The following is a 24,934-nucleotide window of genomic DNA, read 5'->3' as shown; positions in this document are numbered from 1 at the left end:
CCCAGCCCCCGGAATACTTGAAATAATCGAAGGCGGAAGACCTTCGTGGGAGGTAAAACATGACCAAAGTCATCAAGAACGGAACCATCGTCACCGCGGATCTGACCTATAAGGCGGATGTGCTGATCGACAGCGGCAAGATCATCGAGATCGGCCCGAACCTGAAAGGCGACGAAGAGATCGACGCGACCGGCTGCTATGTGATGCCGGGCGGGATCGATCCGCATACCCACCTGGAGATGCCCTTCATGGGCACCTATTCCAGCGACGATTTCGAGAGCGGTACCCGCGCCGCGCTGGCCGGCGGCACCACGATGGTCGTCGATTTCGCGCTGCCCGCACCGGGCGAGGGCCTGCTGGAAGCGCTCAAGCGCTGGGACAACAAATCGACGCGCGCGCATTGCGACTATTCTTTCCACATGGCGATCACCTGGTGGAGCGAGCAGGTCTTCAACGAGATGAAGCAGGTCACTGAGCGCGGCATCAATACCTTCAAGCACTTCATGGCCTATAAGGGCGCGCTGATGGTGAACGATGACGAGCTTTATTCGAGCTTCAAGCGCTGCGCCGAGCTGGGGGCGATCCCGTTGGTTCATGCCGAGAACGGCGACGTCGTGGCCGAACTGTCTGCGAAGCTGCTGGCCGAAGGGAATAACGGCCCCGAGGGACACGCCTATTCGCGCCCGCCGCAGGTCGAGGGCGAGGCCACCAACCGCGCGATCATGATCGCCGATATGGCAGGCGTGCCGCTCTATGTCGTGCACACCTCCTGCGAGGAAAGCCACGAAGCGATCCGCCGCGCCAAGATGCAGGGCAAGCGCGTCTGGGGCGAGCCGCTGATCCAGCACCTCACGCTCGACGAGTCCGAGTATTTCGACAAGGACTGGGAGCACGCCGCGCGCCGCGTGATGTCGCCGCCCTTCCGCAACAAGCAGCATCAGGACAGCCTCTGGGCCGGTCTCGCCTCGGGCTCGCTCTCGGTCGTGGCGACCGATCACTGCGCCTTCTCGACCGAGCAGAAGCGCTATGGCGTGGGCGATTTCACCAAGATCCCGAACGGCACCGGCGGTCTGGAAGACCGGATGCCGATGCTCTGGACCTATGGGGTCGAGACCGGCCGGATCACGATGAACGAATTCGTGGCCGTCACCTCGACCAACATCGCGAAGATCCTCAACGTCTATCCGAAGAAGGGCGCAGTTCTCGTCGGCGCGGATGCCGACCTCGTGATCTGGGATCCGGAGGCGACCAAGACGATCTCGGCCGAGACCCAGCAATCCGCCATCGATTACAACGTGTTCGAAGGCAAGGAGGTCAAGGGCCTGCCGCGCTACACGCTCAGCCGCGGTGTCGTCGCCTGGGCGGATGGCAAGATCCACACGCCCGAGGGCCACGGTGAATTCGTGGCCCGCGATCCGGGCATGCCGGTGACCAAGGCGCTGTCCACCTGGAAAGAGCTGACCGCGCCGCGTCCGGTGGAGCGCAGCGGTATCCCGGCGACCGGGGTATAAGGCGCTATGGCGGCCCCGGTCAGTTCCGGCGTCTTGGAGGCTGCGGTCTATGTCGAGGATCTCGACAAGACCGAAGCCTTCTACGGCGGGCTGCTGGGGCTTGATCGGATAACCCGTCGAGACGGGCGACATGTCTTTTTTCGCTGTGGCGACAGCGTGATCCTGACCTTCATCGCTCAGGCCACGCGTGAGCCACCCGATCCCGAGGCGGCGCTGCCGGTCCCCCCGCATGGTGCGGTCGGACCCGGGCATGTATGCCTCGCGGCGGACGCGGAACAACTCAACGAATGGGAACGACATTTGAGGGACAACAACGTGGAGATTGAGGCCGACTTCTATTGGCCGAACGGGGCGCGATCGATCTATCTGCGCGACCCGGCGGGAAATAGCGTCGAGATCGCGGACAAAACCCTGTGGAGGCGCGGATGACGGACGCACCGGTAATTCAGGCCCGCGGGCTCGACCTGACCTTCCAGACCAATGACGGTCCGGTTCACGCGCTCAAGGATATCGATCTCGATATCGAGAAGGGCGAATTCGTGAGCTTCATCGGCCCCTCGGGCTGCGGCAAGACCACCTTCCTGCGCTGCATCGCGGCGCTGGAAACGCCCACGGGCGGGGCGCTGACCGTGAACGGAATCTCGCCCGAGGAAGCCCGCAAGGCGCGTAGCTACGGCTACGTGTTCCAGGCGGCCGGGCTTTACCCTTGGCGCACGATTGCGGGAAATGTGAAACTTCCGCTGGAAATCATGGGCTATTCCAAGGCGCAGCAGCAAGAGCGCGTTGAAAAAGTGCTCTCTTTGGTGGATCTCGAAGGCTTCGGGAAGAAGTTCCCATGGCAGCTTTCCGGGGGGATGCAGCAGCGCGCCTCGATCGCGCGGGCGCTGGCCTTCGACGCCGAGATCCTGCTGATGGACGAACCTTTCGGCGCGCTGGACGAGATCGTGCGCGACAAGCTCAACGAGGAGCTTCTCAAGCTCTGGTCGGCCACGAACAAGACGATCGGGTTCGTGACCCACTCGATCCCGGAAGCGGTGTATCTCTCGACCAAGATCGTGGTGATGTCGCCTCGTCCGGGTCGCATCCACGAGGTGATCGAGAGCACGCTGCCGAACGGCCCACGCCCGCTCGATATCCGCGACAGCGAGGAATTCCTGCATATCGCACACCGGGTGCGCGAAGGGCTGCGAGCGGGGCATGCCTATGATGAATGACGCTATGACCCCGACCCCGGAAGGGGGGCTGTCTGCCCCCCTCAGGCTGCGCCATTCACTCCCCGAGGATATTTCGGCCAAGCCGACGGGGAGGGCGGTCTCATGAAAATGGTGGCACCTGTTCTGACGGTTCTGGCCGCGATCCTGCTGCTTTGGTACGCCGCGACCGTCTGGATGAATTCGCAATGGACCTACGACCAGGCCGCACGGGCCGGAGAAGAGGTCACGTTCTCCGAGCTTGTCACCGACACGCTGACCCAGAAACGTCCCGTTCTGCCCGCCCCGCATCAGGTGGCTGTCGGCCTTTGGGAAGGCGTGGCCGGGCAGAAGATTACCTCCAAGCGGAGCCTCGTCTTCCACGGCTGGATCACGCTGTCGGCGACGCTTGCGGGCTTCGCACTCGGCACCGGTCTGGGCATTCTGCTGGCGGTGGGGATCACCCATAGCCGCGCGATGGACCTGAGCGTGATGCCCTGGGCGATCGCGAGCCAGACGATCCCGATCCTCGCCATTGCGCCGATGGTGATCGTGGTGCTGGCGAGCCTCGGGGTCACGGGGCTTCTGCCCAAGGCGATCATCGCGGCATATCTCAGTTTCTTCCCCGTGCTCGTCGGCATGGTGAAGGGACTGCGCGCGCCCGATCACATGCAACTCGACCTGCTGAAGACCTATAATGCGAGCCAGGGCGCAACCTTCTGGAAGCTGCGGTTGCCGTCGTCGATGCCTTACCTCTTCGCCTCGCTGAAAGTGGGCGTGGCGGCGAGCCTCGTCGGCACGATCGTGGCCGAACTGCCGGCGGGCGCGACCCGAGGGCTTGGCGCGCGGCTTCTGTCGGGCAGCTATTACGGACAGACGGTGCAGATCTGGTCCGCTCTGTTCGCGGCTGCGGCGCTGGCTGCGATCCTCGTGGTGGTGGTCGGCATCATCGAACAGATCACGCTCAAGCGGATGGGGATGGTGCAATGAGCTGGCTTATTTTCGCAATCGTCTTCTGGCTGGCGGCCTGGGCGCTCAACACCTGGCTTGCCCGCCATCATGGCTCGGAGCGTTGGGCGCGTTTCCTGATCCCGGCCTTGTTCGGCATCACCCTCCTGCTTCTGTGGGAAGGTCTGGTTCGAGGTCTGAATATCAGCCCGGTGATCCTGCCCGCGCCGAGTCAGATCGCGGCGAGCCTGATGGCCTCGACTGCGGTGCTGCGCGAGGATTTCGTGCAGACCATCCTGAAAGGCGCGCTGTCGGGCTATGTCATCGGCTGTGGTGCCGCCGTGGTTGTGGCGATCCTGATCGACCGCTCGCCCTTCCTTCAACGCGGGCTTCTGCCGATCGGGAACTTCGTCGCGGCCCTGCCGATCGTCGGGATCGCGCCGATCCTCGTGATGTGGTTCGGCTTCGACTGGCAGTCCAAAGCGGCGGTCGTCGTGGTCATGGTCTTCTTCCCCGTCCTCGTGAACATGGTGGCGGGGCTGGCGGCCACGAATGCGCTGCAGCGCGACCTGATGGCGACCTATTCCGCAAGCTATTGGCAGGGGCTTTTCAAGATGCGCCTGCCTGCGGCGATGCCCTTTCTCTTCAACGGGTTGAAGATCGCAACGACACTGGCTTTGATCGGTGCGATCGTTGCCGAATTTTTCGGCAGCCCGACGAAAGGAATGGGGTTTCGCATCTCGACCGCGGTGGGGCAGCTTGATCTGCCGCTCGTGTGGTCGGAAATTACCGTTGCGGCCCTCGCGGGCTCGGGCTTCTATGGGCTTGTCGCCCTGATCGAGAAGCTGGTGACTTTCTGGCACCCGTCGCAACGGGCCCGGACGTAAGGGCAAGGAAGAGCCTGAGAAAAACCCAAAATCCCGGGCGTAAAGATCCGGGGCCAACAGTGGAGTGAAAGATGAAGAAACTGATCGCAGGGGTGGCGGCTAGCCTCACCATGGCGGGGGCCGCCTGGGCCAACGAGGACGTGACGCTGCAGCTCAAATGGGTCACGCAGGCCCAGTTCGCAGGCTACTATGTCGCGCAGGACAAGGGCTTCTACGACGATGCGGGTCTCAACGTGACCATCAAGCCGGGCGGCCCCGATATCGGACCCGAGCAGGTGATCGCCGGCGGCGGCGCCGATGTCATCGTCGACTGGATGCCGGCGGCGCTGGCCGCGCGCGAGAAGGGGCTGCCGCTGGTGAACATCGCCCAGCCCTTCAAGAAGTCGGGCATGATGCTGACCTGCCTGAAGGAAAGCGGCATCAAGACCCCCGAGGACTTCCCGGGTCATACTTTGGGCGTCTGGTTCTTCGGGAACGAATACCCGTTCCTGAGCTGGATGAACCATCTGGGCATCTCCACAGAGGGTGGCGACGATGGCGTGACCGTTCTCAAGCAGGGCTTCAACGTCGATCCGCTGCTGCAAAAGCAGGCGGCCTGTATCTCGACCATGACCTATAACGAGTATCTGCAGGTGCTCGAAGCAGGGATCCAGCCGGACCAGCTCGTCACCTTCAAATACGAAGACGAGGGCGTGGCGACGCTCGAGGACGGCCTCTACGTGCTCGAAGACAACCTCAAGGACCCGGCCTTCGTCGACAAGATGGCGAAATTCGTGAAGGCCTCGATGGAAGGCTGGAAATACGCCGAGGCGCATCCGGAGGAAGCCGCGCAGATCGTGCTCGACAATGACGAGACCGGTGCGCAGACGATGGAGCACCAGCTGGGCATGATGAAAGAGGTCTCGAAGCTGACCGCAGGCTCGAACGGCACGCTCGATCCCGCGGATTACGATCGCACCGTCGATGTTCTGATGTCGGGCGGCTCGGACCCGGTTATCACCAAGAAGCCGGAAGGCGCCTGGACCCATGACGTGACCGACAAGGCTGGCCTCGAATAAACGCGGCCCTGTTGCTGATGACGAAGCCCTCCGGTGCGCCGGAGGGCTTTTCCATGTTCGCGGTTTCTTAAGGGGAATCGGCTTTGGTGGGCGGCAGGAGGCAGTCGCATGGCCGATCGATCAATCACCGCGCAACGTGCGCGGGCTCGCGCCCGGGCTCGCAAGCGCCAGCAGCGCACGCACCCGGCCCTGACGGCGCTCTACTCGATCTTCGTGATCGGGTTCGCGGGCGCGCTGTTCTACCTCGCATGGAAAAGCCAGTTCGCGGCCCCGCCGAGCTATCTCTTCGATACGCCCACCCAGCCGATCGAGGCGGCCTATTGCCTCGCGGTGGTGCGGGGACTCTCGGGCGGGGGAAGCGGTGGCTATGTCGGAGAGGCGCAGGATTTCTGGCTGGAACGGTTGTTGGAATTCAGCGGCGACGTCGCAGGCAATATCGCGAAGGGGGAAGATGCGCTGGGACGTCATCTGGTCGGCAGGCCCGTACCGGATCGCCAATGGCTCGTCGATGCGATGGACAAATGTTCCAACCGTGCGGTGAATTACGGGGCGCATTTCGACGCGTTCGATTAGCGCGGAGATACGTGGACTAGAAGGAAGGCGCTTGAGAAACCTGTTCAGGGAGAGGGCGCGTCACTTGGTGGCGCGTCAGCCGAGGACGCTTCACCTGCGGGCTCCCCGAGGAATGCAGCTTCGGCCGGGGACAGATCGGCCCGGGTTCGGGGCAGGGCGTGCGGCATCTCGGCCTGAATCCACGCCACCAACTCCTCGCGGATATGGCAGCGCAGATCGAAGGTGCGCGGACCGTTGCGGGCGGAGGCCAGGATACGCACTTCCATTACTCGCTCGCGAAAATCGGTGACTTGCAGCGCGAAGACCTTGCCGTCCCACAATGGATCGGCGCGGGCAATCTCTTCGGCTTTCGCGCGGATGGCGGCGATGTCGGCCGTGTGATCGAGGTAGATCATCACGGTGCCGATCAGTTCTGCGCTTTCGCGGGTCCAGTTCTGGAACGGCTGTTCGATGAAATAGCTCAGCGGCACCACCAGCCGCCGCCAATCCCAGACGCGGATGACGACATAGGTGGACGTGATTTCCTCCACATTGCCCCATTCGCCTTCGACGATCAGCGCGTCGTCGATCCGGATCGGTTGGGTCAGGGCAAGCTGGATGCCAGCGAAGAGGTTCTTCAGTACCGGTTGCAGCGCAAGGCCTACCACAAGGCCCGCCGCGCCACCCGCCGCGAGAAGCGACACACCATATTGGCGTACGGCGGGGAAAGTCATCAGCGCCGTGGCGACCGCGATGATCACGATCATAACCTTGGCCACGCGCATCAGGATGCGGGTCTGGGTGACGTGCTTGCGCGCCAGCAGGTTGTCTTCCGCGTCGAGCTTGAAGCGCCGCAGATGGATCGTCGTCCAGATGTAGAGTGCGGTATAGGCAATCCATGCCAGACAGAGGATCAGCGCGACCAACAGGATATGCGTGATTGCACTGGTGACCGCAGCGCCGGCCGGGGCGACCCCGTTCGCGAGGCCGAGTGCCACGATCAGCAGTATCAGCCGCATCGGTCGCGCGCCGCGCGTCATCAGCGAGCGCCAGAACAGATCGCGATCGGCCACCGCGCGATTGAGCGCCGTGAACACCACCCGGAACAGCAGCAGAGCGAGCAGCGCCGCCGCGACATAGGTGATCAACGCCACCGCCCAGTCCGGCAGGAATTTCTGCGCCGTATCGATGGCGCTGGCCAGTTCGGTCTCGATCGTATCGGGCTCCATCCGCGTCTCCGCAATGCCACGCCTTTTTGCTGCGTTGCCGCATTGATGATGGCGCTTCGATCTGCGCTGTCAAATCGGCCTGGACATTGACGCAGATCATCGAGGCGGAAAGGCGGGAATGTAGAATGACATTCGGGAAAACATCCCGTTTCGAGCACTGGAGGAAGCTATGAGACATCGCTTTTCTGCAACCATCGCGCAGCTTGCAGCCCTATTCGCGCTGGTCGCCTTCGCGGGCTGTACGCAGCTTGAGCGCGACATCGGGGAATGCGAGCCGGGCGTCGCGGGGATGTCCGGTATGGCCACGGTCGCCCCGTCGGGCGTGGGAACCTGCTGAGCGGCGTGTAAAGCGCTGTAAAATGATTTTCTTCTCCTGCACTTGCCTGTAAAAGCGAGGGCAGGAGTATTGCATATGGCCCGTTCCGCACTCACTGGCACCCGCATTCGCGAGCGGCGCACTTCGCTCGGTTTGAAACAGGCTGACCTCGCGCGGGCCGCCGGAATTTCCGCCGCCTATCTCAACCTGATCGAGCACAACCGCCGCCGCGTCAGCGATGCCTTGATCGAGCGGATCGCGAGCGCGATGGGCATTGATCCGGTCACGCTGGGCGAGGGGGCGGAAGGGGCGCTGTTCGCAGGGTTGCGCGAGGCGGCGGCGTCGGTGGAGCTGGCCGAGGCCGGCGAGGCTGGCAGCGCCGCGACTGTCAGCCAGCTTGCGCCCGACCTCGACCGGATCGAGGAATTCGTGGGCCGCTTTCCCGCCTGGGCCGCGCTTCTGGTGAACCGTCAGGCGCGGCTGGCCGAATTGGAGCGCGTCGTCGAGACCTATGCAGAGCGCATGGCCCAGGACCCGTTCCTGCTGACCTCGCTCCACGAGGTGCTCTCGGCTGTGACGTCGCTGCGCTCTACCGCTGCGATCCTTGTCGAGACCGAGGATATCGAGCCGGAATGGCGCGCGCGGTTTCTCAACACGATCCAGGAGGAAAGCCTGCGTCTTTCGGGGACGGCGGAGGCCTTGGTCGGCTATCTCGACGAGATGGAAACCGCCGAGACCGGTCTGTCCTCGCCGCAGGAACAGGTGGAGGCGTGGCTCGAGGCGCGTGGCTGGCATTTCCCGGAACTCGAGGGGGACGGGACCGATCCGGCCGAGCTGATCGCGGGCGCGCCGGAATTGGCCTCCGCGGCGGCTCGGGAATTGGCGCGCAACCATCTGCGGCGGCAGGCGGAGGATGCGCGTGCGCTGCCGCTCGATCCGCTGCTGGCGGCGCTGGCCGAGCTCGGGCCCGATCCGGGGGGCTTGGCCGCGCGCTTCGCGGTGCCGCTCGCGCAGGTGTTGCGGCGGCTCGCGGCGCTGCCGGCGGGCGCGCCGGGCTTGGGGCAGCCGGGGCTCGTGATCTGTGACGGCTCGGGCACGCTGACCTTCCGCCGCGCAGCGCCCGGCTTCCTGTTGCCGCGCTTCGCCGCCGCCTGTCCCCTCTGGCCGCTCTACGAGGCGCTCGCGCGTCCGATGCAGCCGATCCGGGCGCTGGTCGACATGGCCGGGCGGCTGCCGCAACGCTTCCTGACATATGCCGTCTCCGAACCGCGCCCGACCGGCTTCGACGGACCCGTGCTGATGCGCGCGACGATGCTGATCCTGCCCGCGCCGCCGCAGAGCTCCGATGCCCCGGCGCGCCCGATCGGTGCGTCGTGCCGTATTTGCCCGCGTGGCGACTGTCCGGGGCGGCGCGAGCCCTCGATCGTCGCGGATGCATCGGCGGAGCGGGCGTGAGGGTTTGACAGGGCGCGACACGGTGGCGATAGTCGGGTGAGGGGGATGGCTATGGCGCAAAGACAGGTGCTGTTGATCGAGGACGAGCCGCATATCGCGGAAGCGATCCGGTTCATCCTGACGCGTGCCGGCTGGACGGTGTCGGTGCTCGAAGACGGCGCGCGGGCAATGGCGCGCATCACCGGCGATCCGCCAGATGCAATCATCCTCGACCTGATGTTGCCGGGGCGGTCCGGTCTCGAAATCCTTGCCGATATGCGCGCGGATGCCGCGCTGCGTGATCTGCCGGTTCTGATGCTCAGCGCGCGCGGGCAGGGGCGCGACCGCGATGCCGCGACCCGCGCCGGGGCGACGGCCTTCCTCGCCAAACCTTTTGCCAATGGCGACGTGCTCGATCAGCTCGAGGCGATCACCGGCGGGGGCGCGGCGCGCCGGGAGCCCGCCTGATGCCGCAGACGGGCCAGCCGCTCTTTCTTGCCCGCCGTTCCTATCGCCGCCGCCGCCTGATGGATGCGGCGCGGCTGTTGCCGCTCGTCGGGCTCGTGCTGATCCTGATCCCGGGCCTGTGGCATCCGGCGCAGACCCCGATGCCCGATACCGGTCGTGGAGGGCTCTACCTGTTTGGGGTCTGGATCGCCCTGATCGTCGCGGCCTTCGCGATCGCCCGCGGGCTTGGCCCGGTGCTCGATGCAGAGGATGTGGCCGAAGGCACGGCCAACGCGGACGACGACCGGATGGACGCCGCCTCCACACGCCGCGCGCCGGACGCGCCGCCGCCGGAGGGCTGAGATGCCCTTCAATAATCTCGTCGCGGTCTGCCTGACCTATGTGATCGTGCTCTTCTCGGTGGCCTTCGTCGCGGAACGCCGTGCAGAGCGCCGCCGTCTGCGCTTTCTGCGCTCGCCGGTGATCTACACGCTCTCGCTCTCGATCTACTGTACCGCATGGACGTTCTACGGCGCCGTCGGCTACGCGGCGCGCTCGGGGCTGGAATTCCTGACCATCTACCTCGGCCCGACGCTTGTCTTCGTCGGCTGGTGGTGGGTGTTGCGCAAGCTCGTGCGGATCGGGCGCACCCATCGCGTGACTTCGATCGCGGACCTGATTTCCAGCCGCTACGGGAAATCGAACACGCTGGGCGTCATCGTCACGCTGATGTCGGTCGCCGCCGCCACGCCTTATATCGCGCTGCAGCTGCAATCGGTGACGCTGAGCTTCGGCGTCTTCGCCGCCGGGACGCCCGAGGGCTGGGCATTGCCCGATCAGGGGGCGACGGCGCTGTGGATCGCGGGCGGGCTCGCGATCTTCACAATTCTCTTCGGCACCCGAAACCTCGATGCGAACGAGCGGCACCATGGCGTCGTCACCGCCATCGCGCTGGAGGCGGTGGTGAAGCTGGTCGCGCTGGTCGCGGTGGGCGTTTTCGTCGTCTGGGGCCTGGGCGGCGGGCCGATGGATATGCTCGCCCGGATCGACGCGTCGAAAATCGCGGAGTGGAATCTCAACCCGGGGCGCTTCGCTGGGCTGACCTTCGTCTCCGCCGCCGCGATCCTGACCTTGCCGCGTATGTTTCAGGTGCTGGTCGTCGAGAACGTGGACGAGCGCCACCTCGCCACCGCAAGCTGGGCCTTTCCGGCCTATCTGATGCTGATGAGCCTCTTCGTCGTGCCGATCGCGGTGATGGGGCTGGAGCGTATGCCCGAGGGCGCGAACCCCGATCTGTTCGTCCTCACGCTGCCGCTGTCCGAAGGGCAGGGGAAGCTGGCGCTGCTGGCCTTCTTGGGTGGGTTTTCCTCGGCCACGTCAATGGTGATCGTCGCGGCGATTGCGCTCGCGACAATGGTCTCGAACCATATCGTGACGCCGCTTTGGCTCGCGCTGCGCAGGGAAGGGCCGCGCGCCCAGGGCGATGTGCGCGGGCTGGTTCTGGCCTCGCGCCGGGTCTCGATCATCGCTGTGCTGGCGATGGGCTATGCCTATTACCGGATGTCGGGGGGCTCAGAGGCGCTGGCGGCGATTGGCTTGATCGCATTCGTCGGCGCGGCGCAGGTTTTGCCAGCGTTGATCGGCGGCATCTTCTGGCGCGGCGCGACCCATGTGGGCGCGGCGGCGGGGCTGGTGATCGGCTTCGCGCTCTGGGCCTATACGCTGTTCCTGCCGTCGGTGGGCGATGCCGGGCTGATACCGCAGATCGTTCTCGATCACGGCCTCTTCGGGTTCGAATGGCTGCGCCCGCATGCTTTGTTCGGGATCGCGGGGCTCGACCCGCTGCTGCATGCGCTGTTCTGGTCTCTGCTGTTCAACACGCTGGCCTTCCTGATCTTCTCGATGCTGTCCTTCCCCGGCCCGATGGAGCGGCTGCAGGGCGTGGCGTTTGTCAATATCTACGACCAGAGCCCCGCCGCGCGATCCTGGGTGCAAGGCGGTGCCGAGGCCGAGGACCTGCTGTCGATGTCGCAGCGCATTCTGGGCGCCGAGCCTGCGCAACATTTCTTTCAGGCGCAGGCGGCGGGGCAGGGCAAGGCCGGGTTCCTGCCCGACACCACGCCCGATTTCCTCGCCCGGCTGGAGCGGAAGCTGGCAGGCTCGGTCGGTGCCTCGACGGCGCATGCGATGATCGCGCAGCTCACCGGGGGCACCTCCGTGTCGATGCAAGACCTGATCGCGGTGGCGGGCGAGACGGCGGAAGCGAAGGAATACACCGCGCGGCTAGAGGCGAAATCCGAGGAGCTGGCCCGGGTTGCGCGTGCGCTGCGCGAGGCCAATGACAAGCTGCAGGATCTGTCGGTTCAGAAGGACAGCTTCCTCAGCCAGATCAGCCACGAGCTACGCACGCCCATGACCTCGATCCGGGCGTTTTCCGAGATTCTGATGGAGCCCGATCTGCCGGATTCGATGCGCGCGCAATATGCCGAGATCATCCATGAAGAAGCGCGCCGCCTGACGCGTCTGCTGGATGATCTGCTCGACCTGTCCGTGCTGGAAAACCGTCGCGCGCAGCTCAATGTCTCGGTCGCCAATCTGCACGACCTGATCAACCGCGCGGTGCAATCGGCCTCCTCGACGCGGCCCGAACGGACATTCCGCATCGAGCGCGATTTCCCGACCGAGCATATGCCGATCTTCACCGATGCCGACCGGTTGGTTCAGGTCATGATCAACCTGATCTCGAACGCGCGGAAATATTGCGATGCCGAGAAGGCGGTGCTGCGGATCGAAGTGAAGCGCCGCGGCAAGCGGGTGCAGATCGATTTCATCGACAACGGCGCGGGGATTCCGAAAAAGAGCCAAAAGCTGATCTTCGAGAAATTCGCCCGCTTGACCGACCAAAGCCGCGCCGGTAGCGCGGGGCTCGGGCTCGCGATTTGCCGCGAGATCATGTCCAATCTGGGCGGCACGATCGACTATGTGCCGGGGCAGGGCGGGGCCGCGTTCCGCATCACCCTACCACTCCGGCGCAGTGATCTGCGCGCACCCTCCGACGAGGCTTCCGAGAGCGCAACGCTTTCACGCTAAGACGCAATCGCCGTAGCATTTGAAACGGTTTGTAAACCTCGACCTGCCAAAGCTGGGAAAGAGACCCCGAAAGCGGGCGGATGGAGGTCATGGTTCACGAGCGCGAGACATCGGTGCTGCGGCGTAAGACCGAGGCGGCGAAGACGGGTGCGGGCACGGCCCCGATCACGCCTGCCCGTGCGGTGACGCTCGCGCTGTCCAAGGTCGCGCAGGATAGGCTTGATCTACCGTTGCAGGTCACTGCGATCGAAGAGGCGATGCGGTCGCTCGCCGATTTGCCGGAGATGCTCGAAGACCTGTCACTGCTTGCGGTGATCGAAGGGCCGGCGGAGGCGCTCGGCGTCCTCGCCCTTCCGCCCGCCACTTTGGCGACGCTGATCGAGATGCAGACGATGGGGCGGTTCGGCAAGACCATGCCCGCCCCGCGGAAACCCACCCGGATCGATGCTGCGATCGCCGCCGATTTCGTCGATGCGGTGCTGGCCGAGATCGAGGAGGCCCTGATCAGCGAGCCGGCTATTTCATGGGCCGGGGGCTTCCGCTTCGCCTCGCATCTCGACGACCCCCGTCCGCTCGGCTTGCTGCTGGAAGATGTCAGCTATCGTGTCTGGACGGCAGAGCTCAGCTTTGGCGCGACGGGCGAACGCAGCGGCGGTTTCCTCTGGGCGGTTCCGCGCGAAGGGCGGGGCGCCGCAATGCGCCGCGTGGCCCCGGCGACGTTGGAGGATGCGAAGGGAACTGCGAGCCCGGAGGCCGCTTTCGTCCCCGACGACCCCGCGCGCGACTGGTCCGCCACGTTCGAACGCTCCATCCTCGCGGCTTCCGCGCAGCTTGAAGCGGTCCTGCACCGTGTGACCTTGCCGCTGTCCGCCGTGCTCACGCTGCGTCAGGGTTCCGAGATTCCGATCCCGCAAGAGGCTCTGGAGCGGATCGCGCTCGAGGCGGAGGGGCGGCGCAAGCTCTCGCTCGCGCGGCTTGGGCAAAGCCACGGCATGCGGGCGCTGAGGCTGTGTGACGCGGAAGCCGCGGGGGCTGCTGGCGCGCAAGGGGTGGGGGCGTTCGATGCCGGAGTGTCACCCTATGCGGAGGCGCCGACGCCGGACGATCTGCCCGGCCTGTCCCGCCTCGGCGACCCGCTCGATCCTGCTTACGACGCGGAAGAGGGGGGGCATGCCGTTCACGCCCCGGATCCGCGCGGCTTGGTCGGGCTCGGCCCGGATATGGATTTCGGTGAGCCGCTCGATCTCGACACGCTCGCGCCATCGCAAGACGAGGAGGAGCTAACACCGCTGAAGATTCAGTCGGGCCTGTGACCACAGGCGCCTCGAAAGCTGCCGACGGAAGCGCGGTGTAGCTTTACGCGCCACGCGCCGCCGGGGGTGTGGCCGTCTCGTTGGTCCCGTTCTCGCAGGGCGGCACCTCCAGCGTGCTGCGATCCAGCATGCTCAGCCAGACTTTCGCCCGTGGCGCCAGCGCCATGCCGACCCCCATGGCGATCAGGAACAGCCAGCCTTCCCAGCCATTGAAGGAGAGCGAGCCCATCGCGGGGCCGGGGCACAACCCGGCAAGGCCCCAACCCGCGCCGAACAGGAGCGATCCGAGCACGAGGTTGCGGTCCACCAGCCGCGGGAACGGCCCCGGCATCGGCGAGCCCAGCATCGAGGTTTCGCGCCGCTTCGCGAAGATCCAGACGAAGGCCATCACGCTCACCGCGCCGCCCATCACGAAGGCCAGCGTCGGGTCCCAGTCGCCGAACACGTCGAGCCAGCCCTGCACCTTTTTCGTGTCGACCATGCCCGCCACGAGGAGACCCGCGCCGAACAACCCGCCCGACAGGAACGCGAAGACGTTGCGCATCAGATCACTCCCAGAAAATGCCGGAAGATCACGAGGACCAGCGCGCCTCCCAGCAGGTAGAAGGCGGTGGCGACGATGCCGCGCAGCGAAAATCGCGAGATCCCGCAGACGCCGTGGCCCGAGGTGCAGCCGTTCGCGATCCGCGTGCCAAGACCCACCATCAGGCCCGCCGCGACGATGACCCAGACCGATGTCGTCATATGGGTGTCGACCGTCTTGTAGAGCGGCACGAGCAGCGGCGGCACCGCGATCAGCCCGCCGAGGAAGGCCACGCGTTCAGACACGGTTTCGCGGCCCGACCCATCGACGAGCCCGCCGACGATGCCGCTCGCGCCCATGATCCGGCCGTTGACCAGCAGAAACAGGCCGGCGCCGGCGCCGATCATCAGGCCCCCGACGAGGCCCCAAATCCAATCTTGATGCATGAGCTCTCCCCGTGCTCCATTTCGGATCGAACGGGCTCTCTGTCTGGAACCCGTCACGCTCCGGATGCTAGCCCTCGCGCCTGCGAGGGCGCAAGCACGTTGATATCTGCATATGTGCGTGAATGCGACCGGTTGATTTGCGTCAAAGCGAAGGAACGCTTGCCCGATTAGCTGGTTGTATCGATCAAGGAGGACAGGATGAAGTCAACTGAAACGCGCAAGAACGAACTCGAAGCCCGGCGGGCCCAACTCTCGGAGCGGATGGCACAGGTCGAATCCGAACTTGAGGGGCACGAGGAAAAAGATTGGGACGACGCCGCGATCGAGCATGAGAGCGACGAGGTTCTCGAAGACCTCGGCCAGTCGGCGCAGTCCGAGATGCGCGCGATCGATGCGGCCCTGGCCCGGATCGAAGCGGGCGAATACGGCTATTGCGTCACCTGCGGCGAGCGTATCGACGAAGCGCGGCTCGATCTGCTGCCTGCGACGCCGTTCTGCCGCGAGCACGCGCCGGGGGCAAAGGCACCCCGCCAGTAACGTGAAGCGCATTCTTTGGACGGTGCAGGAAGAGCTTGATGCCCCTGCATCTCCCCTGTGGGAATGCGCGTTTTCCCTTTTGTTTTGAACCTGCTTCGCTTTAAACTTCGCGCGGCGGCGCATCGCACGGGATGTCCCGTCACAAGTGGGGGACGATGGCGAAACGGGTTAAATTCCGTACACAGGACGGGCTGGCTTGGCTGACGCTTGCAGCGCTTGACGATCAGGGCGCGCGGGCGGGTATCACCGCCGAGATGCGCCAGGCGATCGGCGGTGTGCTGGACCGGGTCGCGGGCGACAGCAGCCTTCGCGGTCTGGTTTTGCAGGGTGGGGCGTCGGGCTGGCCCTGCGCGCCCGATCCGCTGGAGGATTTCGACGAAATCTCGCCGCGCGCCGGGAAGGGCGACGCGGTGCCGAGCCTGTCGGAACTGTGTCGTCGGCTCGGAGCGCTCGACCTGCCTGTGCTGGCGCGGCTCTCCGGCCGGATCGCGGGCGGTGCGATGGCGCTGGCGCAGGCCGCCGATCTGCGCATCGCCGATCCCGATACCTGTTTCGCGGCACCGGAATTCGCGCTTGGCGGCTTCGTCGGCGCGGGCGGTCTCGTGCGGCTTGCGCGGCGGATCGGTGGCGCGCGAGCGCTCGCGCTCGTGGCTGCCGGAGAAGAGGTAGAGGCTGAGCCCGCCCGGGCGCAGGGCCAATGCGACCTCGTGCTGGGCGCGACCGATCGCAGCCAGATCGCCGCCGCGCTCGATATGCTCATCGCCGAGGGCGTGCCGCGCACCGATACCGCGCTGGACGATCCCGCGGCCTATCTCAACGATCTCGCGCCGCTGCGTGCGCAGCTGGGGAAGGGGCCGCTCGCGCCAGTGGGTGCGCGGCTGTTCGAGGTGGTCGAGGGGGCGCTGTTGCTGCCGCTCGACGAGGCGCTCGATGTCGAGGCGGTGGCGTTGCAGGATTTGCTCGACGCGCCGCTGTCACGAGCCTTGCGTCACGCCGCCCGGGTTACGCGCCGCGCCGCTCATCTGCCCGGTGAAGGGCATCCCACCGCACCGCCGCCGTTGCGGATCGGTCTGTGGGATCAGCCCGCCGGGATGGCGGGGGGCTTGCTCGCCGCCGGGCACGAGGTGGTGTTCGGGGCCACCGATCCCGCCGCGATCGAGACCGCCTTCGCCGATATTGCGCGCAAGCAGGAAATCGCGGTGCAGAGCGGCAGCTTGTCGCCCGATATCCGCGAGGCCGATTGGGCGCGGCTTGGCGCGGCGATGACCCGCGAGGGACTATCTGGGTCGGATGCGATCATCGCGACGGGGACGGGGGCTTTCCCGGCCTCGCCGCTCAGCGCGCGCAATGCCGAGGACCTGCCCGAAGGCGCGGAGGAATTCGGGCTGCGCCGCACCGGCGATCTGTGCGAAATCGTGCCGCCCGACGGCGCGCTGCCTGCCGATCTCTACGCGATGGCAGGGTTGATGCGGCAGGGCGGGATGCAGGTTCTGCGCGGCGGTCCAGGCATAGGCGGTATCGCCGATCATCTGCGCCTGGCCTATATCGCCGCGGCAGAGCGGGCGGTGCTCGCAGGGGCTTCGGTCGCGCAGGTCGATGCCGCGATCCGCGAGGCAGGCGGCGCGCGTCCGCCGCTTGAACTGACCGACCGGCTGGGCATCGACGCCGTGCTAGAGGATTTCGCGCGGCTCCACCGTCCATTCGGTCCGCTGTTGAGTTTGCTCGCGCTCGATGCCGCGGCGAAAGGCGCGGGGCAAAAGGGCTTCTACGATTGGAGCGAGGGCTCGCCACGCCCGGTGCCCGATCAGGCAGAGGCGCTGGCTGCGTTGCGCGACGAGGCGGGGATCGTGCCGCGTCGCCTCTCGAATGCGCGCATCCGCGCCCGGATACTGGCCGAGCTTGCCAATTGTGGCGCGGAGCTGTTGCAGCACGCACAGGCTCATCGGGCCGGCGATATCGACGTCGCGGCGCGTCACGTGCTGGGCTTTGCGCCACAGATGGGCGGGGTGATGTTCGCCGCCGACCGCGCCGGGCTTCTCGCCACGCGCAAGCTGCTGCGCGAACTCGTCGAAGAGGGTGCCCCCGAGCCGGTCACGCTGTGGGATGTGTTGATCCGTAACGGGAAATGCTTCGCCGATCTCGACGACGCGTGAGGCGAGGCGCCCGTCGGACGGGGCACCTCAGCCGAGGAAGATGCCTAGCACCACCATCATCAGCCCGATCACCGACACGAACAGCGCGCCCATATTGATCGCAATGATCTTTTGCAGCCGTGCGCGCAGTTCCTCGTCGGGCAGGCCCGCGCGTTTGGCGCTCGCCACTTTGACGATGCAATAGAGGATGCCGAACAGCCCGATCACCGAGACGACGGCCCCTGCCCAGATCAGATTTTCCATTGCGGCCTCCGAAAGTTGCGCGCGCCTGCCTAGCCCGTCGCGGGGGGTATGGCAAGAAAAACGCGGGCGCCTGTGTGATCGCGGGAAATCGCACAGGAAAAATCGGCTTGCGGAACCCGCCGATCCGCGCGCGCCGCCTCTTGATGCGCGCAGACGCTCGGGCTAGTCAGAGCGCCGACCCCCGATCGCAAGCAGGAGAGGCCCATGCCCAACGATGCCGCCTACAATGTCGCCGCCGACGAACTGCGCCAGTTCATCGAACAGTTCGAGAGCCTCGAAGCCGAGAAGAAAGACATCGCCGAGCAGCAGAAGGACATCATGTCCGAGGCCAAGGCCCGCGGCTACGACACCAAGGTGCTGAAGAAGATCGTCGCCCTGCGCAAGCGCGACAAGGACGACGTGGCCGAGGAAGAAGCGATTCTCGACCTCTACAAATCCGCATTGAATATGATCTAAAGTTCTTGGTTGGGCTTTGTTTTCTTGGCCCGACCGAATCTCTTTGAGTTTTATCGCGTCACATGAAAAAGTGTTCATGCGGCCCAAAAATGAATGACTTCTTAGTGGTTTAGGTGATATCCTGTGTCGCGTGCTGTAAGCGCGGGAGCGGAGCGGATGAACAACCACTACATAGTTTTGGGTGATGGGGTGTCGTCTCCGCTCTCAAAGGGGCATCCGTCAATCTGGGTTGGCGACACGTTGCATGAGGCCGCTTGCCTTTGGCTCAACGAAGAAGTTGTGCCAGATTCTAGGTCGAAGGGCACTTGGGATACCGCGGCCCGAAGTGTAGTGACTTGGCTCGATTACTGCGCCGCAGCGTCCGTCGATTGGAAGTATGCGCTGAGGCAGGATCTCATCGCGTATCGTGACGCATATCTCTGTGGAATATCACCTCAGACGGGGCGTCCATACAAGTCCGGCACTGTGAGAACCCGGATGACGTTCATTCTGTCATTCTTGGAATATGCATCGCGATCAGGTTTGTATTCAGGTGATTTAGTTGGCGCGTCTTCCGCTAGGGGGGAATTACCGCCTTCTCAGTTGGATGAGAACATGCTCGTTCATGTTCGACGAGGTGCTTCAGTTCGGAATGTTTCCTTTTCGCATAAGTTGGTCCCGAAGCAGTCTCAAGACGATACGGTCCGCGTGATACGCAAGGATGAGCTGCGACATCTAATCCGTTGGGCGGGACCGCGGCCTTCCGAGCGTTCAGAGAAGAATGCGGCGGGAAGTGCCAGAGATTTTGTTTTGTTGGCCCTTGGGTGGGCTGTCGGTCTCCGGGCCAATGAGATGCTTGGTCTAGAGACCTATCCGTTCGAGAGCATCGTCGTTGATCCGGAGTATCTCGGCGAGCACCACAAGATTTCGGTTTATGGAAAAGGGGGAAAGACCCGGCGGGTAGACGTTCCCGCCTGGTTGGTAGAGGACATCCAAGCCTATATCAGTGGAGAGCGAAGGCGCGCTCTTGCTCGTCGCGGGAGGCGGGCGCAAGAAGGCACGCTTCTAATAAATGGTGAGATGGCTAAGAGCTTCGTAGGAAAACCCATAAGCAAGCCTGGTATTGATCTTGTTATAAAGCGAGCCTGCGATGCCTGTGGTCTGACGGAAAAGTCCGAGAGAACCAACCCTGAAACGAATCAAATCGCGCTGGTTTCGCGACCAAAATACAGCCTTCACTGCCTGCGCCATACATATGCAGTTATGACTTATCATAGTATGGCAGCGGCTGGCTTTGATGACGTGGAGCGCTGGAAATACATCCAACTTCAACTTGGGCACGCTTCTGCTAAAACCACGATGGATTATTACCTTCGGCATGTATCAGTTTGGTCTTCCAAGCGCACTGCGTCGGCGTTGCGGGAGTTACTTGGGTGAGAGGTCGTAAGAGAGCTTCTCCTGCCGCTTCTGTCTTTCGTCAGGCTCAAGAGCGGTTTGCAGCGAACGGCGTCACGGACAACGATTCCCCTGTGGCTTGGCCACATCTCGGTAGTAGTTGGATTGACGAAAGTCCGGATCCGCAGTCTGGAAAGCCTCGGCTGCGCGTGGTGCTGACAAAGGGGAAAGGCAGGAAATATTTTGATTTTTCAATACTTCTGCATGTGCCGGCGTGGACTTCTTTCTTAATTGCAGGCTTTCAAATTCGATCTGAAACAATCTCCTTTACGAGTTCCTATACCGAATTTGGTATCCTCTGTCGTTTAAGCTCCTTCCTGCGGGAAGTAGATCAGAGGCCCGATCAGGTCGATGAAGCCTTTTGGGGGGCGTTGGTTGCGTGGCTGAATTCTCCAAGAGTGAAGGGAGAGCCCCTAGCACCGAAGACGCGCCAACAATATCTTGGGGTTTTTCAGCTAACGGTTAGTGCTCTGCTCGAAAACCCAGAATATCGTTCCCTTTCAGAACACATTCTCTATCGCTCGGGTTTTCCAGTGAGACCTTGGCCAGCATCAAGTCGAAAGACGATCCCCTCACCGGTTCTCAGGCCTGAACAACGATTGCAGATAGTTCAAGCTTGCCTCGTCTCGATTGAAGAAATTCGGCAGCGCTATGAAGAAGATGAAGCTTTGATCCGCTACGGGGAGGCTCGTCTGGCTATGGCGGCGAAGGGCTCCCATGCGCCTCTATTCGAAGATATCGGTGTATGCGCCGCAGCTTTAGACGATCTCACAGATGATCGCGTCCTTTCAGTAGCCGAATTACGAAATTTAGACTCATCCCTGATGTCTGCGATTGGAAAGAAGCACGGTGGCATCGGTGAAATTCGAAAGATGTTATATGCAACGAACGGTGACCTCGTGCCGTTCGTGATACTTCTTGCTGTCGTTACAGCATTTAATCCTTCAACCGTTCTTGGCTTGGTTTGGTCGAATATTCGTGACGCCCATGACGAGAAGAGGATCAGTATTACCGGGAGAAAGCCGCGAGCAGGAACTGCTCAAACCAGCACCCACGAGGCTGACCTGCCATCGATTGACATTCCAGCCGAGCAGGGAGTCATGGGTGGCCTGTCAGATATTCTTCAACTCCTGAGGTCTATTACCGAAAGAACGCGGCGTCTGGCGGCCCCTTCGGAAAGAGATTTTTTGTTTGTTGCAGTCCAACTTCACGCCCAAGTGAAAGTTAGCACTTTCTTTTCGCACCAAGGATTGGAGGCAAGAATTACCCCGAAGGCATTCAACGACTTTCGTGAGCGTTTCCGGCTTCCAAACTTCAGCTTGAGAATGCTTCGAGCCACTGAAGCTGAAGTGGAATACCAGAGAACCGGGGATATACTCGCGGTAAAGGACCGGATGGGGCACAAGAGTGCAAGGATAACACGAACACATTACACGTCGGGTTGGGTGCGCAGTCATGGTCAGGATCGAATTGGCGCAACGCAAGAATTGGTGGTGCGTTGGGCTTCAACGGGAGGCAAAAGTGACCCTCGCGGGCTGAAGGATCCCCGCGATGCGCCGGGAGCAACTCGCGGGTTCGGTTGCCTAGATCCCTATGACAGCCCACGCACCGGCCAGAGGAGTGGACGGCTTTGCTCAGCTTATGGTGAGTGTCCCTCTTGCCCGTTGATGCTTGCCCGTCCACGCGACCCACAGTCTGCCGCCCACTACCTTGCTCTTCGCAATGCGATCGTGGAAGGAAAGCGCGGTGTTGCCACTGGCGTTGCGTGGGTGGAGCGTTGGGCACCCGTTCTTCATGATCTCGAGAGCCTGATCAGAGAAATTCCAGAGAACGTAATGGAGCGCGCCACCCTTTTTCGCGTTTCGCTACCTCCGGTTGCGTAGCTTTAAGGAGCTGTCCTTGGCCTATGATCAGCGTAAAAGCAAACCCCGAGTGACCGCTGAAATCATTGAGGTTGGCGCAGCCCGCCCTCTTCACTTGCTGCCCCGCCAAGAACTCGCACGCCAAGCGGTTTCATCCCGAAGCTGCTGGGATGATACTACATGGTCGCTGGATCATTCAGCGTCAGGCGCGGATAATAGTCGAAGTAAGTTTCGTTGGGATATTGATCTCCCCAATGGCCAGAAGCTAACGAACCCAGTGTTTGCCGATATGCTCGACTGGCTTCGACGACTTGTCTGGTCGCTCGTTGCGGCTCCCGCCGGCGAGGGCGGCGCTCTGTCAACGGCCAGCATGAGTAGCCTTTCTCCGGGATTTCGATATTTCGTCCGATGGCTTTGCGTCAACCATATCACGTGGCCAAAAGAGTTGGATACACTGGCAGCCAGTGCTTACCTGAAGGAGCTTGAGCATCAAGCAGAGGATGAGGTGGAGCACGGACGCAGAACTGATCCGACGCAGGCAGAAATCTACAATAAGCTCCGACCGCTTTCGTTCTTGTGGCAGCAGCGCGCAGTCTTAGAGCGCGCAGGCATTGAGCCTATGCCCGGCCCCCCGTTTGGCCGCCGAACTGCCCATGATGTCACGAAAAAGATCGCAAAGATCGCATTCGGTGCGTATCGTCCTTTGCCGGACGAAGTTGCGATACCAATTATGAATACGAGCCTGCGTATGCTACAGGAGCCGGCAGAAGACGTGATAGCGCTGGCGCATGGATGTCTGACAGCTTTAAGCAGCAGCCGGACCGACAGAATCGCGCTTCGTGCGCAGAAAACATTCATTCAGTCGTTTGAATTCCAAGAAGTTAATGGGAGACCTTGGCACTGGCCGCTTGATCCAGACATGTGGAATAAGGAGCATGTCCGCAAGGTCAGGAAGGGGCTCGAAGCCATTGTCGACCGCGCGCGTAACAACAATCGACGGCCGGGTGATGCTTCCAGGAAAGGCGGGCTTCCATTCATCACAAAAATCCGCCCTTACATCGATAGTAAAAGGTTGCTGCTAGAAGCGGGAGCGGACGCCAGCGAAGCGGGAGCGTTATTCTTTAACGACGAATGGCGTTCTGTAGTGGAAGAGCAGGCTAAGCGGGAAGGTCTCTTCCTTCAGTCGAGCAAAGCTTCGCATCGTGTTCGCCAACTGGTGGTCGCAATTCAATCCGCAGCACATGTCGTTATTCAGGCCACCACGGGCATGCGCGTTGGCGAAATCGCGGCGCTGGAGGCTGGTTGCGATGAGACTACCGGACTTCCTTCCTCGGTCAAAGTCCGAGACAGCACTTCAGGGCTTGGCGAGGTTTTTATCCTCCGTAGCAAATTATCAAAGACAGAGGAGACACCGAGATCGGTTGAATGGACGCTAGGCTACCGACTGAAAGGATCCAGCGAGTTGCCTCCTGCTGTGGTCGCCATGCAGGTAGTCGATCGATTGATGGCTCCGTGGCGTGTCATGCTTGGAACGGAGTCTCTGTTTCTCCACTTCACTAACACACTGGCGCTTCCAAAGAGTGCCAGTGGGATCTCTTCAGCGATGTCATATAGGCTCCGCGACACTGTTCGCGATTTCATTGAAGAGTGGGTTGATCTAACTGGCCTTCCGGACGATGCGGCACGCCCGACTCTTGATCGTGAACTGGTTCCATATCGAGAGAGTCATGGCCGTAATTTCAAGACACACCAGCTGCGCAAATTGTTTGCAAACTTTGCCTACCGGGTTGATGGAAGAATGTTGCCGATACTTCAAATGCACTTTCACCACGTTTCGATCGCGATGACGGACGGGGGCTATATAATGTCTGATCCGGCACTGCTGCGCGAACGTGACGACGTGCGGCATCAGCATTCGGCTCTTCTGGCTCTCGACACAGCGCGGGGCTTGGCTCCTCTCGCGGGCCAATTTGGAGATGAGCTCGAGCAAATGATCAAGGGCGAGTTGGGGCGCAAAATTGAATTTGTAGACTCTGAGACAGCCTACGATGAAGCCTTCAACTACGTCGATGAAGCTGGTCTAGATCGACTATTTTACGAACCCTACGGCATCTGTGGAGCTCGTAGTGCGTCAAAAATGGCCTGTCACAAAGCTGGTGGCACCGAGGGCCACGCGCGTTGGGCGCACCGTCTCGCACCTAACTATGACACCCGTGAGCCTTCTCTTTGTGCAGGGTGTCCTAGTTTCGTTATCGCGAAGTGGCACCGGCCCTACTGGGAGGATCGGTATATTGCTCATGCGGTGCCGCTAGCGCTTGCCCAGGTGCAAGGTGACGAATCTGAAGAAGCTGATCCATTTGCCGCAGTGACGAGCTTTCGAATGCGCCAAGCCTTGGCCTTGGCTCGAAAGCTGGGGGCGGACCCGTCAGCCCTCGAAAGGCGGGTGGATGCTCGCGTGAAGGAATTGTTGGATGCCTAGACACCGCAGCCGAGCCGCAGACCTCATCGAACAGGATTTCCTTGCTGCGATCGAGCGCCTCAAGGTTGGCCAGCCGCGGCATCCGAAGCATAAGGAGTGGCTAAAGAAGAGAGGAAGCGTGCCAATTAATATCTCATCAGTAGCACGCGAGGCTGGGCGTGCGCGCGGTTTAATCGCGACTGAGGCCACGAAGTATCAGAAAGTGCGAAACCTTGTTCTACTTGAAGCGGGTGAAATGGGCGTCGAGCCTGGCAATCGCCAGGATGTTGTTGCGGATTTGCGTGCTCAGGTCGCTGAGCTGCGTGCCGAGTTGAGGTCCGCGCGTGAACATGCAGCTTATCACTTCAAGCTGCGGTCAGAAGCTGAAAAGCGGCTTCAGGAACTTCTCAGACGCTATGAGCGCTTAAAAAAGAAGTTGAAAAGCTCAAGACAGAGCGGGTCTGTGGTTCGATTGTTCCCTGAGAATGAGTGATTAGTGTGCTCAGAATTTTTTCACATCTTCGCCGCCTTCTCATGCAACCTGCTCGCGTGTAGAGTGCCCGAAATTTCGATTTATAGATGAAGGTTGAAATTCTATGTTGATACTTCATATTTCTGATATCCACTTTAAGTCGCCGCAATGCCTAGATCCGGCTCAAGACCCAGATTTAGCCATTCGAACGCGCATGATGCGCGACTTGGCGCAACAGGTTGGATTTTGACCTGCCACGGGATTTTTCCTCCACCATCGATTAGAGTCCGACCCAACTTGATCCGCACCCCAGAGCTCTACCGCCCTTAGGCAGAGTTTCCCGGCTTTGCTCAGGGTGACGGGCTGGTGACGCCC

The 24,934-nt window shown here is 62.4% G+C and carries 24 protein-coding genes; 20 read left to right on the top strand and 4 right to left on the bottom strand.

Going from position 1 to position 24,934, the window contains the following annotated elements:
* The first annotated feature begins 59 nt into the window (after positions 1-59).
* The 7 genes from hydA to B6V76_RS05755 all read left to right on the top strand — a co-directional run bounded on the left by hydA (position 60) and on the right by B6V76_RS05755 (position 6,167).
* Positions 60-1,511 (top strand): dihydropyrimidinase, encoded by a 1,452-nt coding sequence (hydA, locus tag B6V76_RS05785; protein WP_088726930.1) that lies wholly within the window; start codon positions 60-62, stop codon positions 1,509-1,511.
* Between the two features lie 6 nt (positions 1,512-1,517).
* Entirely contained in the window at positions 1,518-1,940 is a 423-nt protein-coding gene (locus tag B6V76_RS05780; protein WP_075774375.1) for a VOC family protein, read from the top strand.
* Entirely contained in the window at positions 1,937-2,725 is a 789-nt protein-coding gene (locus B6V76_RS05775) for an ABC transporter ATP-binding protein (protein ID WP_075774376.1), read from the top strand. The genes B6V76_RS05780 and B6V76_RS05775 overlap by 4 nt, the downstream gene beginning before the upstream one ends.
* 102 nt (positions 2,726-2,827) lie before the next feature.
* A complete protein-coding gene (locus B6V76_RS05770; RefSeq protein ID WP_075774377.1) occupies positions 2,828-3,691 on the top strand; it encodes an ABC transporter permease in 864 nt (287 codons plus the stop codon).
* Positions 3,688-4,536: an ABC transporter permease gene (locus B6V76_RS05765; RefSeq protein WP_088718962.1), complete on the top strand. Its 849-nt coding sequence runs from the start codon at positions 3,688-3,690 to the stop codon at positions 4,534-4,536. Before B6V76_RS05770 ends, B6V76_RS05765 begins: the two co-directional genes overlap by 4 nt.
* Positions 4,537-4,607: 71 nt before the next feature.
* A complete protein-coding gene (locus tag B6V76_RS05760; protein WP_075774379.1) occupies positions 4,608-5,594 on the top strand; it encodes an ABC transporter substrate-binding protein in 987 nt (328 codons plus the stop codon).
* Positions 5,595-5,702: 108 nt separating this feature from the next.
* Positions 5,703-6,167 (top strand): hypothetical protein, encoded by a 465-nt coding sequence (locus B6V76_RS05755; RefSeq protein WP_075774380.1) that lies wholly within the window; start codon positions 5,703-5,705, stop codon positions 6,165-6,167.
* Positions 6,168-6,211: 44 nt separating this feature from the next.
* On the opposite strand, the gene B6V76_RS05750 is transcribed toward B6V76_RS05755, so the two are convergent.
* The gene (locus B6V76_RS05750) at positions 6,212-7,375 is read right to left on the bottom strand and encodes a mechanosensitive ion channel family protein (RefSeq protein ID WP_088726929.1); all 1,164 of its coding nucleotides are present in this window, start codon (positions 7,373-7,375) and stop codon (positions 6,212-6,214) included.
* A gap of 169 nt (positions 7,376-7,544) precedes the next feature.
* On the opposite strand from B6V76_RS05750, the gene B6V76_RS19860 reads away from it, so the two are divergent.
* The 6 genes from B6V76_RS19860 to B6V76_RS05725 all read left to right on the top strand — a co-directional run bounded on the left by B6V76_RS19860 (position 7,545) and on the right by B6V76_RS05725 (position 13,975).
* Entirely contained in the window at positions 7,545-7,712 is a 168-nt protein-coding gene (locus B6V76_RS19860; protein ID WP_157771568.1) for a hypothetical protein, read from the top strand.
* A gap of 75 nt (positions 7,713-7,787) precedes the next feature.
* Positions 7,788-9,146, top strand: coding sequence for a helix-turn-helix transcriptional regulator (locus B6V76_RS05745; RefSeq protein WP_075774382.1), 1,359 nt, complete (start codon positions 7,788-7,790; stop codon positions 9,144-9,146).
* 51 nt (positions 9,147-9,197) lie between these two features.
* On the top strand, positions 9,198-9,593 hold the full coding sequence (locus B6V76_RS05740; protein WP_075774383.1) for a response regulator: 396 nt from the start codon (positions 9,198-9,200) through the stop codon (positions 9,591-9,593).
* A complete protein-coding gene (locus B6V76_RS05735) occupies positions 9,593-9,934 on the top strand; it encodes a hypothetical protein (RefSeq protein WP_233243029.1) in 342 nt (113 codons plus the stop codon). The genes B6V76_RS05740 and B6V76_RS05735 overlap by 1 nt, the downstream gene beginning before the upstream one ends.
* Before the next feature lies 1 nt (position 9,935).
* Positions 9,936-12,662 (top strand): ATP-binding protein, encoded by a 2,727-nt coding sequence (locus B6V76_RS05730; protein WP_075774384.1) that lies wholly within the window; start codon positions 9,936-9,938, stop codon positions 12,660-12,662.
* Positions 12,663-12,742: 80 nt separating this feature from the next.
* Positions 12,743-13,975 (top strand): FliM/FliN family flagellar motor switch protein, encoded by a 1,233-nt coding sequence (locus B6V76_RS05725; RefSeq protein ID WP_088726928.1) that lies wholly within the window; start codon positions 12,743-12,745, stop codon positions 13,973-13,975.
* 43 nt (positions 13,976-14,018) lie between these two features.
* Here the strand turns inward: B6V76_RS05725 and B6V76_RS05720 are convergent, their stop codons facing one another.
* Both B6V76_RS05720 and B6V76_RS05715 read right to left on the bottom strand, forming a co-directional pair.
* Positions 14,019-14,519, bottom strand: coding sequence for a DUF6691 family protein (locus B6V76_RS05720; RefSeq protein WP_240496906.1), 501 nt, complete (start codon positions 14,517-14,519; stop codon positions 14,019-14,021).
* On the bottom strand, positions 14,519-14,944 hold the full coding sequence (locus B6V76_RS05715; RefSeq protein WP_075774387.1) for a YeeE/YedE thiosulfate transporter family protein: 426 nt from the start codon (positions 14,942-14,944) through the stop codon (positions 14,519-14,521). Before B6V76_RS05715 ends, B6V76_RS05720 begins: the two co-directional genes overlap by 1 nt.
* A 198-nt stretch (positions 14,945-15,142) precedes the next feature.
* Between B6V76_RS05715 and B6V76_RS05710 the strand changes: the two genes are divergently transcribed.
* The gene (locus tag B6V76_RS05710; RefSeq protein ID WP_075774388.1) at positions 15,143-15,481 is read left to right on the top strand and encodes a TraR/DksA family transcriptional regulator; all 339 of its coding nucleotides are present in this window, start codon (positions 15,143-15,145) and stop codon (positions 15,479-15,481) included.
* 155 nt (positions 15,482-15,636) lie between these two features.
* Complete coding sequence (locus tag B6V76_RS05705; protein WP_166504554.1) at positions 15,637-17,634, top strand: enoyl-CoA hydratase/isomerase family protein; 1,998 nt, start codon at positions 15,637-15,639, stop codon at positions 17,632-17,634.
* Between the two features lie 27 nt (positions 17,635-17,661).
* On the opposite strand, the gene B6V76_RS05700 is transcribed toward B6V76_RS05705, so the two are convergent.
* Positions 17,662-17,877 (bottom strand): hypothetical protein, encoded by a 216-nt coding sequence (locus B6V76_RS05700; RefSeq protein WP_075774390.1) that lies wholly within the window; start codon positions 17,875-17,877, stop codon positions 17,662-17,664.
* Between the two features lie 204 nt (positions 17,878-18,081).
* Between B6V76_RS05700 and B6V76_RS05695 the strand changes: the two genes are divergently transcribed.
* The 5 genes from B6V76_RS05695 to B6V76_RS05680 all read left to right on the top strand — a co-directional run bounded on the left by B6V76_RS05695 (position 18,082) and on the right by B6V76_RS05680 (position 24,580).
* Positions 18,082-18,333, top strand: a complete 252-nt coding sequence (locus tag B6V76_RS05695) for a DUF2312 domain-containing protein (RefSeq protein WP_088726926.1) — start codon at positions 18,082-18,084, stop codon at positions 18,331-18,333.
* Positions 18,334-18,810: 477 nt separating this feature from the next.
* Positions 18,811-19,749 (top strand): site-specific integrase, encoded by a 939-nt coding sequence (locus B6V76_RS05690; protein WP_166504553.1) that lies wholly within the window; start codon positions 18,811-18,813, stop codon positions 19,747-19,749.
* The gene (locus tag B6V76_RS19640; protein WP_141104884.1) at positions 19,746-21,650 is read left to right on the top strand and encodes a hypothetical protein; all 1,905 of its coding nucleotides are present in this window, start codon (positions 19,746-19,748) and stop codon (positions 21,648-21,650) included. Before B6V76_RS05690 ends, B6V76_RS19640 begins: the two co-directional genes overlap by 4 nt.
* Positions 21,651-21,666: 16 nt before the next feature.
* On the top strand, positions 21,667-24,108 hold the full coding sequence (locus B6V76_RS05685; protein ID WP_141104883.1) for a hypothetical protein: 2,442 nt from the start codon (positions 21,667-21,669) through the stop codon (positions 24,106-24,108).
* Positions 24,101-24,580, top strand: coding sequence for a hypothetical protein (locus B6V76_RS05680; protein WP_088726923.1), 480 nt, complete (start codon positions 24,101-24,103; stop codon positions 24,578-24,580). Before B6V76_RS05685 ends, B6V76_RS05680 begins: the two co-directional genes overlap by 8 nt.
* The last annotated feature ends 354 nt before the right edge of the window (positions 24,581-24,934 follow it).

The organism is Thioclava sp. IC9, assembly GCF_002213225.1.
GTDB classification, from domain to species: domain Bacteria; phylum Pseudomonadota; class Alphaproteobacteria; order Rhodobacterales; family Rhodobacteraceae; genus Thioclava; species Thioclava nitratireducens.
The sequence above is the reverse complement of the archived record's forward strand: the minus strand, read 5'-3'. Positions and strand labels throughout refer to the sequence as shown.

What these genes read in the sequence shown, in the direction of transcription:
- hydA (WP_088726930.1), top strand. Translation starts at nt 60, where the DNA reads ATGACCAAAGTCATCAAGAACGGAACCATCGTCACCGCGGATCTGACC.
- B6V76_RS05780 (WP_075774375.1), top strand. Translation starts at nt 1,518, where the DNA reads ATGGCGGCCCCGGTCAGTTCCGGCGTCTTGGAGGCTGCGGTCTATGTC.
- B6V76_RS05775 (WP_075774376.1), top strand. Translation starts at nt 1,937, where the DNA reads ATGACGGACGCACCGGTAATTCAGGCCCGCGGGCTCGACCTGACCTTC.
- B6V76_RS05770 (WP_075774377.1), top strand. Translation starts at nt 2,828, where the DNA reads ATGAAAATGGTGGCACCTGTTCTGACGGTTCTGGCCGCGATCCTGCTG.
- B6V76_RS05765 (WP_088718962.1), top strand. Translation starts at nt 3,688, where the DNA reads ATGAGCTGGCTTATTTTCGCAATCGTCTTCTGGCTGGCGGCCTGGGCG.
- B6V76_RS05760 (WP_075774379.1), top strand. Translation starts at nt 4,608, where the DNA reads ATGAAGAAACTGATCGCAGGGGTGGCGGCTAGCCTCACCATGGCGGGG.
- B6V76_RS05755 (WP_075774380.1), top strand. Translation starts at nt 5,703, where the DNA reads ATGGCCGATCGATCAATCACCGCGCAACGTGCGCGGGCTCGCGCCCGG.
- B6V76_RS05750 (WP_088726929.1), bottom strand. Translation starts at nt 7,375, where the DNA reads ATGGAGCCCGATACGATCGAGACCGAACTGGCCAGCGCCATCGATACG.
- B6V76_RS19860 (WP_157771568.1), top strand. Translation starts at nt 7,545, where the DNA reads ATGAGACATCGCTTTTCTGCAACCATCGCGCAGCTTGCAGCCCTATTC.
- B6V76_RS05745 (WP_075774382.1), top strand. Translation starts at nt 7,788, where the DNA reads ATGGCCCGTTCCGCACTCACTGGCACCCGCATTCGCGAGCGGCGCACT.
- B6V76_RS05740 (WP_075774383.1), top strand. Translation starts at nt 9,198, where the DNA reads ATGGCGCAAAGACAGGTGCTGTTGATCGAGGACGAGCCGCATATCGCG.
- B6V76_RS05735 (WP_233243029.1), top strand. Translation starts at nt 9,593, where the DNA reads ATGCCGCAGACGGGCCAGCCGCTCTTTCTTGCCCGCCGTTCCTATCGC.
- B6V76_RS05730 (WP_075774384.1), top strand. Translation starts at nt 9,936, where the DNA reads ATGCCCTTCAATAATCTCGTCGCGGTCTGCCTGACCTATGTGATCGTG.
- B6V76_RS05725 (WP_088726928.1), top strand. Translation starts at nt 12,743, where the DNA reads ATGGAGGTCATGGTTCACGAGCGCGAGACATCGGTGCTGCGGCGTAAG.
- B6V76_RS05720 (WP_240496906.1), bottom strand. Translation starts at nt 14,519, where the DNA reads ATGCGCAACGTCTTCGCGTTCCTGTCGGGCGGGTTGTTCGGCGCGGGT.
- B6V76_RS05715 (WP_075774387.1), bottom strand. Translation starts at nt 14,944, where the DNA reads ATGCATCAAGATTGGATTTGGGGCCTCGTCGGGGGCCTGATGATCGGC.
- B6V76_RS05710 (WP_075774388.1), top strand. Translation starts at nt 15,143, where the DNA reads ATGAAGTCAACTGAAACGCGCAAGAACGAACTCGAAGCCCGGCGGGCC.
- B6V76_RS05705 (WP_166504554.1), top strand. Translation starts at nt 15,637, where the DNA reads ATGGCGAAACGGGTTAAATTCCGTACACAGGACGGGCTGGCTTGGCTG.
- B6V76_RS05700 (WP_075774390.1), bottom strand. Translation starts at nt 17,877, where the DNA reads ATGGAAAATCTGATCTGGGCAGGGGCCGTCGTCTCGGTGATCGGGCTG.
- B6V76_RS05695 (WP_088726926.1), top strand. Translation starts at nt 18,082, where the DNA reads ATGCCCAACGATGCCGCCTACAATGTCGCCGCCGACGAACTGCGCCAG.
- B6V76_RS05690 (WP_166504553.1), top strand. Translation starts at nt 18,811, where the DNA reads ATGACGTTCATTCTGTCATTCTTGGAATATGCATCGCGATCAGGTTTG.
- B6V76_RS05680 (WP_088726923.1), top strand. Translation starts at nt 24,101, where the DNA reads ATGCCTAGACACCGCAGCCGAGCCGCAGACCTCATCGAACAGGATTTC.